The sequence below is a fragment of the Duganella paludis genome (assembly GCF_054461335.1).
The window spans coordinates 430,307-447,536 of sequence record NZ_CM136922.1; the positions used below are offsets into that span (position 1 = coordinate 430,307).

The 17,230-nt window shown below is 65.5% G+C and carries 17 protein-coding genes; 12 read left to right on the forward strand and 5 right to left on the reverse strand.

The window, feature by feature from the left end:
- Positions 1-11 precede the first annotated feature (11 nt).
- Together ACXZ1M_RS01930 and ACXZ1M_RS01935 are read left to right on the forward strand one after the other, a co-directional pair.
- The gene (locus ACXZ1M_RS01930) at positions 12-953 is read left to right on the forward strand and encodes an MBL fold metallo-hydrolase (RefSeq protein ID WP_459051550.1); all 942 of its coding nucleotides are present in this window, start codon (positions 12-14) and stop codon (positions 951-953) included.
- A gap of 38 nt (positions 954-991) precedes the next feature.
- Positions 992-1,624, forward strand: a complete 633-nt coding sequence (locus ACXZ1M_RS01935) for a response regulator transcription factor (protein WP_459051551.1) — start codon at positions 992-994, stop codon at positions 1,622-1,624.
- Here ACXZ1M_RS01935 and ACXZ1M_RS01940 read toward each other — a convergent pair.
- The 4 genes from ACXZ1M_RS01940 to ACXZ1M_RS01955 form a co-directional block, all read right to left on the reverse strand.
- Positions 1,621-2,277: a YoaK family protein gene (locus ACXZ1M_RS01940; protein ID WP_459051552.1), complete on the reverse strand. Its 657-nt coding sequence runs from the start codon at positions 2,275-2,277 to the stop codon at positions 1,621-1,623. The genes ACXZ1M_RS01935 and ACXZ1M_RS01940 overlap by 4 nt on opposite strands.
- A complete protein-coding gene (locus tag ACXZ1M_RS01945) occupies positions 2,264-2,671 on the reverse strand; it encodes a DoxX family protein (RefSeq protein ID WP_459051553.1) in 408 nt (135 codons plus the stop codon). The genes ACXZ1M_RS01940 and ACXZ1M_RS01945 overlap by 14 nt, the downstream gene beginning before the upstream one ends.
- Positions 2,672-2,777: 106 nt before the next feature.
- Positions 2,778-4,697 (reverse strand): amidohydrolase, encoded by a 1,920-nt coding sequence (locus tag ACXZ1M_RS01950; protein WP_459051554.1) that lies wholly within the window; start codon positions 4,695-4,697, stop codon positions 2,778-2,780.
- Entirely contained in the window at positions 4,697-4,960 is a 264-nt protein-coding gene (locus ACXZ1M_RS01955; RefSeq protein WP_373987620.1) for a DUF1427 family protein, read from the reverse strand. Before ACXZ1M_RS01955 ends, ACXZ1M_RS01950 begins: the two co-directional genes overlap by 1 nt.
- Positions 4,961-5,112: 152 nt before the next feature.
- Here ACXZ1M_RS01955 and ACXZ1M_RS01960 point away from each other — a divergent pair, with 152 nt between their 5' ends.
- Positions 5,113-8,163 carry a ligand-binding sensor domain-containing protein gene (locus ACXZ1M_RS01960; protein ID WP_459051555.1) on the forward strand — a complete coding sequence of 1,017 codons (3,051 nt, stop codon included), beginning with the start codon at positions 5,113-5,115 and terminating at the stop codon, positions 8,161-8,163.
- A 12-nt stretch (positions 8,164-8,175) separates the two neighbouring features.
- On the opposite strand, the gene ACXZ1M_RS01965 is transcribed toward ACXZ1M_RS01960, so the two are convergent.
- Positions 8,176-8,823: a response regulator gene (locus ACXZ1M_RS01965; protein WP_459051556.1), complete on the reverse strand. Its 648-nt coding sequence runs from the start codon at positions 8,821-8,823 to the stop codon at positions 8,176-8,178.
- Positions 8,824-9,019: 196 nt separating this feature from the next.
- On the opposite strand from ACXZ1M_RS01965, the gene ACXZ1M_RS01970 reads away from it, so the two are divergent.
- The 9 genes from ACXZ1M_RS01970 (at position 9,020) to ACXZ1M_RS02010 (ending at position 17,134) form a co-directional block, all read left to right on the forward strand.
- Complete coding sequence (locus ACXZ1M_RS01970; protein WP_459051557.1) at positions 9,020-9,343, forward strand: hypothetical protein; 324 nt, start codon at positions 9,020-9,022, stop codon at positions 9,341-9,343.
- A 27-nt stretch (positions 9,344-9,370) separates the two neighbouring features.
- Entirely contained in the window at positions 9,371-10,072 is a 702-nt protein-coding gene (locus ACXZ1M_RS01975; protein ID WP_459051558.1) for a LuxR C-terminal-related transcriptional regulator, read from the forward strand.
- A gap of 53 nt (positions 10,073-10,125) precedes the next feature.
- Positions 10,126-10,779, forward strand: coding sequence for a MarR family transcriptional regulator (locus ACXZ1M_RS01980; RefSeq protein WP_459051559.1), 654 nt, complete (start codon positions 10,126-10,128; stop codon positions 10,777-10,779).
- Between the two features lie 43 nt (positions 10,780-10,822).
- Entirely contained in the window at positions 10,823-11,374 is a 552-nt protein-coding gene (locus tag ACXZ1M_RS01985) for a carboxymuconolactone decarboxylase family protein (RefSeq protein WP_459051560.1), read from the forward strand.
- 9 nt (positions 11,375-11,383) lie between these two features.
- Complete coding sequence (locus tag ACXZ1M_RS01990) at positions 11,384-11,899, forward strand: redoxin domain-containing protein (protein WP_459051561.1); 516 nt, start codon at positions 11,384-11,386, stop codon at positions 11,897-11,899.
- A 79-nt stretch (positions 11,900-11,978) separates the two neighbouring features.
- Entirely contained in the window at positions 11,979-12,683 is a 705-nt protein-coding gene (locus ACXZ1M_RS01995; protein ID WP_459051562.1) for a CPBP family intramembrane glutamic endopeptidase, read from the forward strand.
- Positions 12,670-13,500 carry a rhombotarget lipoprotein gene (gene rhlP / locus ACXZ1M_RS02000; protein ID WP_459051563.1) on the forward strand — a complete coding sequence of 277 codons (831 nt, stop codon included), beginning with the start codon at positions 12,670-12,672 and terminating at the stop codon, positions 13,498-13,500. The genes ACXZ1M_RS01995 and rhlP overlap by 14 nt, the downstream gene beginning before the upstream one ends.
- Positions 13,478-13,987, forward strand: a complete 510-nt coding sequence (gene rrtA / locus ACXZ1M_RS02005; protein WP_459051564.1) for a rhombosortase — start codon at positions 13,478-13,480, stop codon at positions 13,985-13,987. Before rhlP ends, rrtA begins: the two co-directional genes overlap by 23 nt.
- A gap of 54 nt (positions 13,988-14,041) precedes the next feature.
- Positions 14,042-17,134, forward strand: coding sequence for a S8 family serine peptidase (locus ACXZ1M_RS02010; protein WP_459051565.1), 3,093 nt, complete (start codon positions 14,042-14,044; stop codon positions 17,132-17,134).
- Positions 17,135-17,230 lie beyond the last annotated feature (96 nt).

Genomic DNA, 17,230 nt, shown 5'->3' on the forward strand with positions numbered 1-17,230 from the left:
AGGACACCATCATGAAAATTAAACCACTCCTGGCCGCACTGGTGCTGGCCGCAACCGCCCCCGCCTACGCCGCCGCGCCTATGGCCGGCACCAATGCGCCGGGCTTCCACCGCATCGTGCTGGGCGACTTTGAAGTGACCGCCATCAGCGACGGCACGGTCGACCTGCCGTTCGACAAACTGCTGCACCAACCGGCCGCCGTCACCGTCAAGGCGCTGGAACGCAACTTCCAGAGCGCACCGACCGAAGCGTCGGTCAACGGCTTCCTGATCAACACCGGCGCCAAGCTGATACTGGTGGACGCCGGCGCCGGCAGCCTGTTCGGCCCTACCCTCGGCAAGCTGCTGGCCAACATCAAGGCTTCGGGCTATCAGCCGGAGCAGATCGATGAAATCTACCTGACCCACCTGCATCCTGACCACGTGGGCGGCCTGGCGGCCAACAGCCAGACCGTGTTCCCGAACGCCGTGGTTCGTGCCGACAAGCGCGATACCGACTTCTGGCTCAGCCAGGCCAACCAGGACCAGGCGCCGGCCGACAGCAAGGGCTTCTTCCAGGGCGCGGTCGCCTCGCTGTCGCCATACGCCACCGCGCAGCGCCTGAAGCCGTTCAGCGGCGACACCGAACTGGCGGCCGGCGTGCGCGCCACCTCCAGCTACGGCCACACGCCGGGCCACACCATCTACACGGTGGAGAGCAAGGGCAAGAAGCTGGTGCTGGCCGGTGACCTGATCCACGTCGCCGCCGTGCAGCTGGAACATCCGGAAATGACGATCGGCTTCGACAGCGACGCCAAAGCCGCCGCCGCCGCGCGCGCCAAGGTATTCCAGGCGTTGGCCAAGGACGGCACGCTGGTGGGCGCCGCCCACCTGTCCTTCCCGGGCTTGGGCCACTTGCGCAGCAGCGGCAAGGGTTACCAGTGGGTGCCGGTAGCCTATAGCCAGTTGCGCTAGTCAGTTTGGTGTCAGCAAACATGGCCACAATGAGCGGTATGAGTACCTCCCCTCGCCCCATCTCCGTGCTGGTTGTCGACGACCACCCGCTGCTGCGCGCTGGCCTGGGCGAGGCTATCTCCTCGCAGGGCGACATGGCCTTGGTCGGCGAAGCATGCAACGGGCGCGAGGCCGTGGACGCCTACCAGCGCCTGCGGCCGGACGTCACCATCATGGACATCGCCATGCCGGAGATGGACGGCGTGGCGGCGCTGCACGAGATCCGGCGCGAGCATAACAACGCCCGCGTCGTCATGCTCACCACCTACAAGGGCGACGCGCAGATCCTGCGCGCAGTCCAGGGCGGCGCCGCCGGTTTCCTGTTGAAGAGCACCCTGCGCAAGGAGTTGCTGGACACCGTGCGCGGCGTCCACATGGGACAGCGCCGCATTCCGCCGGAGATCGCGATGGAACTGGCCCAGCACATGGGCCAGGGGCCGTTAAGTTCGCGCGAGATGGAAGTGTTGAATCACGCGGCGAGCGGCAATTCCAATCGCCGCATCGCCGAGCGCCTGTCGATTTCCGAGGAAACCGTGAAAGCGCACATGAAGAATGTGCTGGCCAAGCTGGCCGCGAACGATCGCACCCATGCGGTGACGATCGCCCTCAAGCGCGGCATTATTACGATTTAGTCGTTGGCTGTAGCGGCCAGCCACACCAGCATCGCGCACGGCAGCAGCAGGCCGTGGAAGCCGGTCAGCACAAACGCCACGCCGCCGCACATGCAGCCGGCGGCAAACGCCAGCACCGGCCAGGTGAGCTTCTTGCAGCGGGCGATGGCGTCCTTGTCGCCGCGCAGCGAATCCACCAACTCGATCACCAGCGTCGTCACATTCCCGGTCATGACGGTGGTGGCCGCCGTCTTGCCCAGCAAAAGCTTGCCGTAGGCGTTTTGCACCGCCATGGCGCCGGCGCACAAGGCGCCGGTGAGCAGCGTCAATGGCGCCGAGGCTTCCACCACCGGCGCCGCCTGCCACGCGCACACCACCGTCGCCAGCATCATGAACAGCTGGAACAGGAAGCTGTTGCGCAGGGTCTTGCTGCCGCTGCGATCCCAATGCAATATCGCCAGCCGCGCCAGCGCGACAAACAGGATAAACACCGGGAACACCATCAGCTTGATGGCGATCGCCTGCGAAGGCTCGATCAGCGCGCGGCCGATCAGCACGAAGTTGCCTGTCACGTGGGCGGTGAACAGGCCGAATAGCCCGACAAAGCCCAGCGTGTCGACGTAGCCGGCCAGGAAGCCCAGCGCCACGCCTTGTTTGATATCACCGCGTTCCATTACTACCCTTTTGTAAATCCAGCCAGGCCACCAGCAGGAAAGCGCCGGTCAAGCCCAAATGTTCGAAGAAGCTGTTGGCGGCCATGAAGCGCTCCATGCCAGACATCTCCCAGAATCGGTTGGCGACGAAGGTCGCCATCAACGTAAACACGCCGAGGAAGCCGGCGCCCAGCCAGCGGTAATAACCGCAGAGGATGGCCAGCGAAGCGCCCAGTTCCAGCGCGATCACCAGCGCGGCCAGCGGCCCCGCCGGCGACAGGCCGAAATGCTGCATCTCGCCGACCGCCGAGTTGAAGTCGCTCAGCTTGTTGATGCCGCCCTGCAGATACGCAGCGCACAGCAGCAACAGGCATACCCAGCGTATCCATGGCGCAGATAATAAATTTCGATTCATTCGATCTCCGTATGCGCGTCGCTCCCGCGCAAGCGGGAGCCCATACTCAGCATGGATTCCCGCTTGCGCGGGAAGTCATTTCGCCCAATGGGCGGAATGACGTTGTCTATACCGCCCAGCAGGCGCAGCCCAGCGCGCCCCAGAAGCTCTTCAGGTCCGACACCGGCGCCTTGCTGCCCCACGAATTGGCGTGCTGGTGGCCGTGCACATTGCAGTTGTTGGCGCAGCCGCAGGCGGCGGCCTGCTGTTCGCGTTCACGCTTCTGCTGCAACTGGCGTTTCTCCAGTTCTTTGAGCGCGGCGCGGCTGGTGCCCTGCTTCTCGCCCCAGCCGGCGTAGCCGCCGAAACGGCGCACCGGAGACCAATCCGGCATGGCCGGCGGCGGCGGCGTGTCGTGGCTGGAGAAGGCGCCGGCCGCGTACACCACCTTGCCGCCGACGATGGTCAGCTCGGAGCTCAAGTCCCAAATCTCGCTTTCGGCGCAGGCGTAGTAGTCCTTGTCCGGCACGATCATGTCGGCCAGTTGGCCCACCTGGATGCGGCCCTTCTTGCCCTCCTCGTTGGAGAACCAGGTGGTGTTCTCGGTCCACATGCGCAGCGCAGCTTCGCGGTCCAGGCAATTGGCGCGCGGGTAAAGCTGTGCGCCGCTGACGGTTTTACCGGTGATCATCCAGGCCAGCGACACCCACGGATTGTAGGAAGCCACGCGGGTGGCGTCGGTGCCGGCCGAGGTTTTCACGCCCGCTTCGATGATCTTCTTGATCGGCGGCGTGGCTTCGGCGGCGCCGTGGCCGTAACGCTCGATGAAGTATTCACCTTGATATGCCATGCGATGCTGCACGGCGACGCCGCCGCCCAGCGCGGCGATGCGGTCGATCGAACGGTCGGAGATGGTTTCAGCGTGGTCGAAGAACCAGTTCAGGCCTTCCAGCGGAATGTCCTGGTTCACACGCTCGAACACGTCCAGCGCGCGGCTGATGGTTTCGTCGTAGGTGGCGTGCATGCGCCACGGCCAGCGGTTCTGCGCCAGCACGCGCACCACGCCTTCCAGGTCGTCCTCCATCGATTCCGGCATATCGGGACGCGGCTGGCGGAAGTCTTCGAAGTCGGCTGCCGAGAAGGTTAGCATCTCGCCGGCGCCGTTGTGGCGGAAGTAGTCGTCGCCCTGCTGGTACTTCACCGCCTGCGTCCAGTTCAGGAAGTCTTCCTTTTCCTGCTTGGGCTTCTGCGTGAACAGGTTGTAGGCCATGCGGATGGTCAGCTGGTTGGCGTCGGCCAGTTGCTGCACCACCTGGTAGTCTTCCGGATAGTTCTGGAAGCCGCCGCCGGCGTCGATCACGCCGGTGACGCCCAGGCGATTCAGCTCGCGCATGAAGTGGCGGGTCGAGTTGACCTGGTATTCCAGCGGCAGTTTCGGGCCTTTCGACAGCGTCGAGTACAGGATGGCCGCATTCGGTTTCGCCAGCAGCAGGCCGGTAGGATTGCCGGAACCGTCGCGCAGGATCTGGCCGCCCGGCGGTTCCGGCGTGTCCTTGGTGTAGCCCACGGCGCGCAACGCGGCGCCGTTCAGCAAGGCGCGGTCATACAGGTGCAGGATGAACACCGGCGTGTCGGGCGCCACGGCGTTCAGTTCCTCGATGGTCGGCAGGCGCTTCTCGGCGAACTGGTGTTCGGTGAAGCCGCCCACCACGCGCACCCACTGCGGCGCCGGCGTGATCGCCACCTGGGCCTTGAGCATGGCCATGGCGTCGGCCAGCGAACGCACGCCGTCCCAGCGCAGCTCCAGGTTGAAATTCAGGCCGCCACGGATGATGTGGCAATGGTTGTCGATCAGGCCAGGCAGCACGCGCTTGCCTTTCAGGTCGATGATCTTGGTGTTGGCGCCGGCCAGCGCCATGATCTCGTTGGCGCGGCCCACGTGGGTGAATTTGCCATCCTTGATGGCGACCGCTTCGGCATGCGGGTTGCTGCGGTCCAGCGTGGTGAACAGGCCACGGTGGAGAATCAGGTCGGGCGTTTGTTGCATCAGGTACTCCTGGTTTCATCGGACTTCTGCGCGGACGGCAGCTGACCGAAACAGTGTGGTTTGACGTGGTCTTTGAGCCACGATACTTTCGGCGCTTCGGGCTGCCACAATTGGCGCAGGAGCGGCGGCAACTGCTCGCCGAGCAGCATGCCCAGCAGGCCGACCAGCGCGATCACCGGCGGCGCAGGCGAACGCACGTTCAGAAATCCGTAGATCAGGCCCACCAGCAAACCGACGGCCACCGATACGATATACATTTTCATGATTTGGCATAGCTCCGGTAGGTGAATCGTACCCACAGTGTAAAGAGGTCGCCGGCTTCCGGCATCACCGGTATTGATCGGGTGCTTCCCTCTCTTTTGGGGGATCCCAACTTGCGCATCAATAGGTGTTGGATCAATGCTAAAATGACCAGATGACGACTGCACGCGCAACCCTGCTCCTGCATGCTGCAGCCTCGTGCGGCCTGCTGTGGTTCGGCCTGATGTGCTGCGGCCCGGCAGCCGCGCAGCAGCCGGCGCCCCGCCTGCAGGAACAATACACCCACACCGCCTGGAGCGCGCTCGATAGCGCGCCGGTCGACATCCTCAATATCGCGCAAACCAGCGACGGCTGGCTGTGGCTCGCCACCGGCACCGGTTTGTACCGATTCGACGGCCGCCGCTACGAGCGCATGGACAGCGTCGGCGGCCACGCCCTGTTGTCGTCCAATGTCCGCACGCTGTATGCGCCGCCCGAAGGCGGCCTGTGGGTCGGCTACCGCACCGGCGGCGGCATCAGCTTCTTTCGCCACGGCCAGGCCAGCCACTACGCCGCCGGCAACGGCCTGCCGGCCGGCGCCGTCACCAGCATCGCGCGCGCGCCCGACGGCAAGCTGTGGGTGGCCGCGCGCGACGGCCTGGCGCGCTTCGACGGCGAGCGTTTCGTCACCGTCGGCGCCGACGCCGGCCTGCCGAAACGGCGTGCGCGCCAGGTGCTGTTCGACCGCAGCGGGCGGCAATGGGTGGCCATGCAAGGCGGCGTCTACAGCCGCGCCGACGGCGCCTCGCCGTTCCGGCCGGCGTGGCCGCACGGCGACTTGAGCGCGCTGGCGCAGGCGCCGGACGGTTCGATATGGGCGTCCGACGTCGACAGCTACTACCGCATGCAGCCGGAGGCGCCCGAAGGCGACGCGGCGGCAAGGCCCGCGCTGGCCGGCAATAATATGTACTACGACCGCGATGGCAATATGTGGCTGTTCCGCGCCGGCGGCATGGAGCGGCGCAACGCCGGCAACAGCGAGGCCGCGCTGCAGCAGGATCTCAACGGCGGCCTGCCGCAGAGTTTTTTCCAGGACCGCGAAGGCAACGTCTGGATCGGCACCTCGGCCGGGCTGAATCGCTTCCGCCGCAACCGCCTGCTGACCCTTCCGCTGCAAACCATTTTCAATCATCCAGCCATCGCGCCGGCGGCCGGCGGCGGCGTCTGGGCCGGCGACCGCACCGGCGCATTGCATGCGCTGGGACCGGAGGGCGAGCGGCGCAGCATGCTGTCGGGCGATGTCTCGGCGCTGTACCGCGATCCGGACGGCGTGCTCTGGGCCGGCAACGACGATGAGGTGTGGAGCGTCAACAGCAAGCGTAACGACCGCAATACCGCCAAGGACCGCGGCGACCGCATCGAACGCTATCCGCTACCGCCGGAAGCGCGCAGCTACGAAGTGCAGGCCATGAGCCGCGCGCCCGATGGCGGCCTGTGGGTCTCCATCGTGCGCGAAGGCCTGTACCTGCTGAAGGACGGCCAGTGGCGCCGCCAGCCCGCCCTGCCCGCGAACATGCCCGGCATGGCCGACCCTTTCCCCATCTGCCTGGCGGACGGCGGCAACGGCGTGCTGTGGGCCGGCTATATCCGCAACCACATCGTGCGCATCAGCGGCGACAAGGTCGTCACCTTCAGCGCGGAGCAAGGCGTGGAGCTGGGCAACGTGCTGACCATGTACCGCCACAACGGCCAGATGTGGGCCGGCGGAGAACGCGGCGTGGCCTGGTTCGACGGCGAGCGCTTCATCCCGCTGCACGGCCGCAAGGGCGAAACTTTCCGCGGCGTGTCCGGCATCGTGCGCACCGCGCGCGGCGACCTGTGGCTGTTCGGCACCGAGGGCCTGAGCCGCGTCAGCGCGGAGCAAGTGGCGCTGATCCAGCGCCAGCACAGCCACGAGGTCGAATTCGAACGCTTCGACGCCCACGACGGCCTGCTGGGCGCGGCCTCGCAACTGCGGCCCATGCCGTCGCTGGTGCTGGGCGACGACGGCCTGCTGTGGATGGCCACCGCCAACCGCATCAACTGGATCGACCCGTCGCGCATCGTGCGCAATCCGGTGCCGCCGGCGGTGCTGGTGCAGGGACTGGCGATCGGCGAGCAGCACTTCAGCCCCCTGCCCGGACTGACGCTGCCCAAGTCCACCAATAACCTGCGCATCGACTACACGGCCTTGAGCCTGAGCGTGCCGGAACGCGTGCGCTTCCGCTACCGCCTGGACGGCGTCGACAGCGACTGGCAAGACCCCGGCGCGCGGCGCCAGGCCTTCTACACCAATCTCGATCCCGGCCAGTACCGCTTCCGCGTAATGGCGGCCAACGAAGACGGCGTCTGGAACCCGCAGGAAGCGGAGCTGGCCTTCAGCATTCCGCCCACCTTCATCGAAACCATGTGGTTCAAGCTGTTGTGCGCCGTCGCCGCCGGCCTGTTGCTGTGGGCAGCCTACCGCTGGCGCCTGCAGCAGGTGACCATGCAGCTGCGCCGGCGGCTGGAAGACCGCGCCGATGAACGCGAACGCATCGCCCGCATGCTGCACGACACCTTCCTGCAAAGCGTGCAAGGGCTGATGCTGCGCGTGCAGACGCTGCTCAAGCGCCTGCCGGCGGACGGCGAGGCCTATAAGCTGGTGGAGAAGATACTGAACCAGGCCGACACGGTGCTGGCCGAAGGCCGCAACCAGGTCAGCGGCCTGCGCACCGTCACGCTGTACCAGCACGACCTGCCACGCCTGTTCAGCGAACTGGGACAGCAGCTGCGCGAGGAACAGGCGGCCGACTTCGCGCTGATCGTCACCGGCCAGCTGGCGGCGCTGAAGGAGCCGGCCGGCGAGCACCTGTACCACATCGGCCGCGAGGCGTTGCTGAACGCCTTCCGCCACGCCGGCGCCTGCCGCATCGAGCTGGAACTGGGCTACGCGCAGGACTACTTCACGCTGCAGGTGCGCGACGACGGCGGCGGCATACCGGAAGAAGTATTGAACGCGGGCGAACTGCCAGGCCACTGGGGCCTGATCGGCATGCGCGAACGGGCGGCCAAGATCGACGCCACGTTGGCCCTGTGGTGCCGGCCGAGCATGGGCACGGTGGTGGAGCTGCGCGCTCCCGCAGGGGCGGTGTATGAACGCCGGCGCGGCGCTCTGCGCCGCTGGCTGATGCGGGAAGCCGCTTAGAACACGATAGAACTACTGTACCAGGCCGCAGGAATGCAGGTCGAGGATGCCGCGTTCGATCGCCATGGTCACGGCGTGGGTGCGGTCGCTGGCGTTCAGCTTGGACAGGATGCTCTTCATGTGCACCTTGACCGTCTCCTCGGAAATCGCCAGGTGCATGCCAATGCGCTTGTTGCTCTGGCCTCCGGCCACCAGCTGCAGCACCTCCACCTCGCGCTTGCTGAGCGCTCCCTCGTGCCAATGCTCGGCGATGCCGCTGGCCACCGACGCCGGTATGCTGCGCCGGCCCTCGTGCACGCAGCGGATGGTCGCCAGCAGCTCCTTGCGCAGCATGCTCTTTAACAGGTAGCCGCAAGCGCCGGCCGTGATCGCGCGCTGCGCCAGCACGTCGCCCTCGTAGGTGGTGAGCACCACGATGCGGGCGCCGGGAAATTCCCTGCGGATGGCGATGGTCGCGTCGATGCCGTTCATGTCGGGCATCTGGATATCCATCAGCGTGACGTCCGGCTGCAGGCGCCGGTAGGCTTCCACCGCCTGCACGCCGTTGGTGGCCTCTTCCACCACGCGCATATCGCTCTCGTCGGCGATGACGCTGGCTATGCCTTCGCGGAACATGGGGTGGTCATCCACGCTCAGGATGGTAATGGGCGACGGGTTCATGGGGCTACTCGCGAATAAAGTTCTGACATCTGCCGGCTAGCATGACACAAGTGCAAGCGTTTGCCTATACCTCCATCTGGGTAGGGAGGTACTCCCGGATCGGGGCGTGGCAAAAGCGTGCGAAAACCTTAATCTTATGCTTATGCGAGGATTCACATCCAGTTTCCCGCGCGGAAGTGCGGGAGTCGGTCTCTTGATGTTAAGGGCAGCCGTCAGTCTGCAGCTACTGATGGAAAGCGGCTGCGGCGGCGTCACGCCCTGGTGGCCGGCGGTGCTGGTGGCGCTGCTGGTGCTGGCGCTGATGACCGGCACGCTGACGCCGGTGGCCTCCTTGGTCGGCGCCATGTTCCATGTGGCGTGCCTGATGCACGCCGACTGGCCGCATGCGGCGGCGCTGATGATCGCCACGGTGACGGCGATTGCACTGGCGCTGCTGGACGCGGGCGCCTATTCGGTGGACGCGCGCCTGTTCGGGCGGCGCCGTCTGATCGTGCCGCCGGACCCGATCGATAGCGATTGATGCAGTTTTCATTTTTAGGAGAGACACATGCGAGTGGATAACCGTTCCTGGCCACAGGCCCCCATCGCCGGCAGCGGCACCGGCGCCGACTCCGGCATCCAGCAGGGTGACCAGGTCCGCGTGCTGATCGCGCATGCGGACCCCATCGTCAGCGCCGGCCTGGCCACGTTGCTCGGCGCGCACGGCGACATGCACATCGCCACGGTCGGCGCCGATCCGGCCACCCATGCGAACGCCGACGTCATCGTCGTCGACCACCGCAGCGGCCTGGAACACATGCGCCGCAGCGCCCACGCCCCGCACCACAGCGACCACCAGCCGCGCGTGCTGATCGTCACCCAGCTCGAACGCGAATGGGAAGTCCGCACGGCGATGATGGCCGGCGTGCACGGCTACCTGCTGCAGAACGCCGATCCGGAACAACTGCTGATCGCCGTGCGCACGCTGAGCCGGGGCATGCGCTATCTGAGTTCGGAACTGAGCCGCTGCGTGGCCGACAGCTTCACCCGCATCGGCCTGACCAGCCGCGAAACCGACGTGCTGCAGCTGCTGGCCCAGGGCCAGTGCAACAAGTCGATCGCGCGCGAACTGGGCATCGGCGTGGGCACCGTCAAGACCCACGTCAAGGGCCTGTTCGACAAGCTGGGCGCCACCGCGCGCACCCACGCCGTGGTGCTGGCGACGCGGCGCGGCCTGGTCGGCGACTCCTACCTCAACCAGCCCCACTAAAAATTTGATTAGGAGTCCTTGTTAATTCAAAAAAGCTGCGTATAATACGCAGCATGGACACCAAATTCAACCAGCAGTGGCACGATACGCCGGATGTTTCGGCGCGCATCGTCACCTCGATCGGACGCATCGCCAGTGTGATGCGCTCCGGTATGTGGGAGTTCGCCACCGCCGAAAACCTCAATCCCACCCAGGCCGAGATGCTGCAGCTACTGCAGGGTCGCAAGCACGGGGTGCGCTTGTCCTGGCTGGCGTCGCAGTTGTCGATCAGCGCGGCCAGTGCCAGCGATTCGGTATCGGCCCTGGTGTCCAAGGGTTTGCTGTACAAGGCGCGGGCGGAAGATGACGGCCGCGCCACTGCACTCTTCCTGACGGCGGAAGGTGCGGTAATGGCGGCCCGTATCGGCAGCGCTCTGGATTTTGCCGAGCAAGCCGCAGCCGCTTTGCCTGCGTCGCAACAGGCGGAGCTGCTCACCGGTTTGTTCAAACTGATCGCGCAGTTGCAAAAGACGGAACGCTTTCCCGAAATGCGTGCCTGTTTGTCGTGCCGGTTCTTCGAACCGAACGCGCATCCGGGCAAGCCGGCTCCACATCACTGCAATCTGGTGAATGCGCCGCTGTCGGTGCCGCTGTTGCGCATGGATTGCCTTGAACACGAACCGGCCGATCCGGTCGCCAAGGCGCGCAACTGGAAAGTGTTTGCGTAATTTCCTCAACCTTTTTTTGACCAATTTAATTAGGAGTCCTATTATGCCTACCGCATCCCGTATCGCTCTCGTTACCCCTGCCGACACCACCGGCGAACGCCAGCAGCTGCTGGCCCAGATCCAGGGCACCTTCGGCGCCACGCCGAATATGTTCAAGGCCGTCGCCAATTCGACCGCCGCGCTGAAGTCCATGTGGGGCTCGTTCGGCGCCTTGGGTGGTGGCGTCATCAACGCCAAGCTCGGCGAACAGATCGCCGTCGCCATCGCCGACCGCAACGACTGCGAATACTGCCTGGCCGCGCACACCGCACTCGGTCGCAAGGCCGGCGCCAGCGCCGAAGAAATGAGCGCCGCCCAGGCCGGCCAGTCGGCCGATCCGAAAACCGCCGCCGCCCTGCGCTTCGCGGTCGCCGTGGTCAACAACCGCGCGCAGATCGCCGACGAAGACGTGGCCGCCCTGCGCGACGCCGGCTTCAACGACGAGGAAATCGTCGAGATCCTGGCCCACGTGGCGCTCAACCTGTTCACCAACTACGTGAACGTGGCGTTCAAGGTGCCGGTCGACTTCCCGTCGGTCAAACTGCGCGCCAAATAAGGAGCGGCCATGTTCCCTATCGCCCCCGAACTCCAGGTCGCGGAATGGCTGAACAGCGCCAAACCGCTGTCGCTGAAACAGCTGCGCGGCAAGGTCGTGGCCATCTACGCCTTCCAGATGCTGTGCCCCGGCTGCGTATCGCACGGCATCCCGCAGGCCAGGAACATCCGCGCCACCTTCGACGCCAAGGATGTGGCGGTGCTCGGCCTGCACTCGGTGTTCGAGCACCACGCGGTGATGAACCGCGCCGCGCTGGAAGCCTTTGTGCATGAATACCGCATCGACTTCCCGGTGGCGATAGACCAGCCGTCGGCCCACGGCCCGATCCCGCTGACGATGGAGGAGTACCAGCTGCGCGGCACGCCGACGCTGATACTGATCGATCGCCAGGGGCGGCTGCGCCTCAGCCACTTCGGCCGCGCCGAGGACATGCAGGTCGGCGCCCTGATCGGCCAGCTGGTGGCGGAAGCCGCCGGGCCGCAGCCACAGGTGCAGTGCGACGATACCGCATGCAGCATCAACTAGTACCCGCAACGCCGGCGCTTGGGGATTGATAATTTCGTAACGTATAATCGGAAATTCTTGTCATAACGATTATTCTCCTATGCTCGATCTCGCGCTGGCGTTCTATCTGGTCCTGGTCCTGCCGACCCAACGTTTGTACCGCAGCATCCGCCCGCGCCAAGGCCCCAAGCGCACCATCGAGCAGCGCTACCTGCTCTCGATGCGCGACATCGGCCTGATGCTGCTGGCGCTCCTGTTCATCTGCTGGCGGAACGGCTACGCCGCCGCCGACATGGGCCTCGCCCTGCCCGCAGCCGGCGTGCCGCTGTGGTGCCTGCTGGCCGCCAGCGCCACCATGGCGGCGCTGCTGATCGCCAACTACATCTCCACGCGCAAAATGGCGTCCGACAAACGCGCCACCCTGCTGCAGCGATCGCGCGACGGCGGCATGCCCACCACGCCGTCGGCGCTGCGCCTGTTCGGCTTGCTGGTGCTGTTCATCGGCGCCGGCTGGGAGCTGCTGTACCGTGGCTTCCTGCTGCTGGCGCTGACGCCCTACGTCGGCGTCTGGCCGACGGTGCTGTTGTCCGGCCTGGCCTACGGCGCGGCGCACGGCTACAAGAGTCCGATGCAGTTCTCGCTCAGCATCCTCTCGGCGCTGCTGTTCGCCGCCGGCTATGTGCTCAGCGGCAGCCTGTGGTGGCTGATGGTGATCCACATCGTGCTGCCGCTGACGAACGCCATCACCACCCAACAGTTGATCAAAATGTCGGAACGAGAGGAAGCCAAGCATGCGCTATCTTAAAACCCTGATGCTGTTGATCGCGGCCGCAAGCCTGGGCGGCTGCGCCTTCTGGCACAACCCGCGCACGCAGCAGCACACCGGCAGCGTGGTCGACTACCTCTACCCGGACGCCAAGAGCGCGCCGGCGCTGGCGCCGTCGGTGGTCAAGCTGCGGCCGCCGGTCAAGGTGGGCATCGCCTTCGTGCCGGGCGGCGGCTACAGCGCCATGCCGGAAGCGGGCAAGATGAAATTGCTGGAGCGCGTGCGCGAGTCCTTCGCCCGCCACGAATACATCGGCAAGATCGAGATCATCCCGACCCAGTACCTGCGCGCCAAGGGCGGCTTCGACAACCTGCAGCAGGTCGGCCGCATGTTCGACGTCGAAGTGATCGCCCTGCTGTCCTACGACCAGGTGCAGTTCAACGACAGCAATGCGCTGTCCGTGCTGTACTGGACCATCGTCGGCGCCTACGTCATCAACGGCGACCAGTACGACATCCAGACCATGCTCGACGCCTCGGTCTTCGACGTGGCCAGCGGCAAGCTGCTGTTCCGCGCACCGGGCGTGAGCCGGGTGAAAGGCAGCGCCACGGCGGCCGGCTTCACCGAAAAAGCCCGCGCCGCGCAGGACGCCGGCTACCAGCGCGCGGTCGACGACCTGGTGCCGCAACTGCAGGCGCAGCTCGACGGCTTCCGCGAACGCGTGAAGAACGACCACACCAACTACCAGGTCGAGAACAAGGCCGGCTACAAGGGCGGCGGCGGCATGGGCTGGATCAGCCTCGCGCTGGCAGCCCTGCTGGGCGGCGTCGCCTATGCCGTTCGACGCCGCGCCTGAACTGCTGGAGTTCGACCGCCACGCTGTCCTCGCCGGCGAAGTGTGGCGACTGTGGACCTGCCACCTGGTGCACTATTCGGCGCAGCACGCGCTGATCGATTTCGCCACCACCGCCGCTGCCGGCGCGGTGGTGCTGCCCGCCCTCGGCTGGCGGCGCCTGTGCGGCATCCTGGCGCTGACCGCGCCGCTGATCGCCGCCGGCCTGCTGCTGCTGGCGCCGGACTGCCAGTACTACCGGGGTGCGTCCGGCATCGCCGTGCTGCTGGTGGTGCTGGCCGCCGGCACGCTGTGGCCGCGCGCCGGCCCGCGCGCCCGCGTGGCGCTGGTCGTGCTGGGCGCAGCCCTGGCCGCCAAGATCGCCGCCGAAGCGCTGGGCTACGCCGCCGGCTGGTCAGACCTGCCGCCCGACGTGGCCGTGGTGTGGCAATCCCACCTTTTGGCCGCCATCTTTGGAGCAATTTTAACTGCAATTAAGAAATATTATTGATTCTGAATTGCAAAAAATACTACAATGCCGCCATGTTTCCCAATGGCAGATTCCATGAGCGATATAGATTTGATCGGCAAATTCCACTACGACTTCGACACCAAACCCGGCACGATTCATATCACTGCGGACGAAGTCAAGAATCTGTCCACCCACGGCACCGGCACAGTGCGGCTGGAACTGTGGGCGACCAGCTTTCCGTGGAGTGAGACTTCGGTCAAAGACGGCTATCGCATGGCGACCGTGGCGCTGCTCCCGGGCAATGGCGCTCTGACATCGGGTCAGGAATTACTCGATATCGACAAGATCGTGAATTTCAGCGCCCCGCCGAGCGGAACGTATTACGTCTCGCTTGTGGTGGCCGAATACACCGCGAAAGACTTGAGCATCGACGGCGGCTACGAAATTCGCGATGGCAGACCTTTTTCGAAATGGATGACCGTCAGCAGCACCGGAACTGTCGGCACCCGGGACATCATCCAACCGACCGTCAGCATCGAATCGCAATCGGTCATGGAAGGCGACAGCGGCAGCAAGTTCATGCAGTTCACGTTGAAGCTGTCCGAGGCAACGCCCCTGTACACCCCAATCCGCTTCGATACCAACGACCAGACCGCTTTGGAAGGCATCGACTACGAGGGCGTGCACAAGAGCGTGGTGTTCTCGCCCGGCCAAACCTCGCTCACCGTCTCGGTGCCGATCTACGGCAATGAAGACTTTCAACCGTCGCGCGTGTTCGGCGTTGCGCTCGGCCCGCTCGTCAACGGCGACACCACGGGCAGCGACCGCAATGCGATCGGCTACATCACGGACGACGACGAAGACGGCTTCCCCTTGCCAACCGACGGCTTCGCCGACCTGGAGTGGTACCTGTACACCACCCGTACCGAATTCGCCTGGGACAAGGCCACCGGCAAGGGCGTCAAAGTGGGGGTGCTGGACAATGGCATCGATGCGTCCCACCCCGACCTGGCCGCCAACGTCCGTACCGACCTCGGCCGCACTACCCTGACGCTCACGGCCGGCGGCGCCCCCGTGACGACCACCGATAACCACGGCACGCTGGTGGCCGGCGTGATCGCCGCCGCGCGCGACGGCAAGGGCGCCGTCGGCGTGGCCTACGACGCCCAGCTGGTGTCGCTCTACAGCGCCAGCAAGATCAACGCCCAGCTGCCCACCGAAATCGCCAACGCATTCAAGTACGCGAAAAACCTCGACGTGCTCAACAACTCCTGGGGCTACGGCAACCTGCTCACCGCAGGCACCGAATGGGCGTTCTACGACAACGCCAACAAGCCCGAGTTCGCCCCGGCCTTCAAGGCCCTGCGCGACCTGGCTGCCGAGGGCCGGCACGGCCTGGGGACCGTGGTGGTGCAGTCGGCCGGCAACGGCTACGACTACGGCGACGACACCAATCTGCACAACTTCCAGAACAGCCGCTACATCATCACCGTCGGCTCCACCGACTACGCCAGCAGCTCGTCCTACTTCAGCACCACCGGCGCCTCCATCCTGGTGTCCGCACCGGGCGGAGCGGGCGACCACAACTACGCCAGCATCATCACCACCGACCGCACCGGCCAAGCCGGCGAGAGCAGCAACGATTTCGCCTTTGCGGACGGCACCTCGTTTGCCGCGCCCGTCGTTTCGGGCATCGTGGCGATGATGCTTGAGGTGAACCCGCATCTCGGCTATCGCGACGTGCAGCAGATCCTGGCCTACACCGCCCACCAGACCGACTACAGCAACGGCGTCGTCTTCGCCAACGGCGCCGGCGACTGGAACGGTGGCGGCCTGCAATACATCTACGGCACGCAGACCACCGGCTTCGGCCAGGTGGATGCACTGGCGGCGGTGCGGCTGGCGGCCAGCTGGGGCAACGCCGCCAGGACGGTGGCCAACACGGTTGAAGTGACGGCGTCGCAAAAGGTCGCCCAGGCGATCCCGGACGATTCGACCACCGGCGTCACCAGCGTCATCGAAATCACCAGCGACATGGTGGTCGAGCGGGTCGACGTTGGCATCAACATCAGCCACTCCTACATCGGCGATTTGCAGATCGCCCTGACCTCGCCTTCCGGCACCACCAGCTACCTGATGGTGCGCCCATCGCAAGGAGCGTTGAGCGCCTACGGTTCCAGCCAGGACGACGTGCACTTCACCTTCGACACGGTGCTCAACTGGGGCGAAACCGCTACCGGCAAATGGTCGCTGAACGTGATGGACCTGGAAACCCTCTTCACCGGCACCTTCACCGACTGGACGCTGGACCTGATAGGCCACACGGCCAGCAAGGACGACACCTACATCTACACCAACGACTTCGCGATGCTGTTGAAGAACAACCCGGCGCGCGCCATCCTGACCGACAGCGACGGCGGCAACAACACCATCAACACCGCCGCGCTGGGCGCCGACAACTACATCGACCTGAGCGGATCGTCCGCCTCCACCCTCAACGGCGGCAAGCTGACCATCGCCGCCGGCACCACCATCCGCAACGCCTTCGGCGGCGACGGCAACGACACCATCATCGCCAACGCCGTCGGCGGCACCTTGCACGGCATGGGTGGCGACGACATCCTGCGTGGCGGCGCCGGGCTCGATACCGCAGCCTTCCTGCACGCCAGCGCCGACTATGCCATCGCGAAAACCACGACCGGCTACAGCGTCAAGGCCAACAGCGGCGATGAAGGCACGGACCAGTTGAGCGCCATCGAGCGCCTCGAATTCAGCGACGGCGTGATCGCCCTCGACTCCGCCGGTGGCATCGCCGGCCAGGCCTACCGCCTGTACCAGGCCGCCTTCGACCGCACGCCGGACCGCGCCGGCCTCGGTTACTGGATCGGCGTGATGGACGGCGGCGTGTCGCTGATCGAAGTGGCGCAAGGCTTCGTGCAGTCGGGCGAATTCAAGACGCTGTACGGTGCGACGCCAAGCAACACGGAGCTGGTCAACCACCTGTACCAGAACGTGCTGCACCGCGCGCCCGACGCCGCCGGCGCCGCCTACTGGCTCGACCTGCTCGACCAGCACCGCATCACCGCCGCCGACGCCCTGCGCAGCTTCAGCGAAAGCACGGAGAACGTCGCCGCCCTGGTCGGCGTGACCGAGAACGGCATTTACTACACGCCCTATCACGCCTAAGTCCACGCTTGTCCTTCAACTAGCTTAACGCCAGCCCTGTTACGACCCGTTTGTGTTCGCATTTGTGTTTGGAATGCGTCACACGGGCCGTTAATT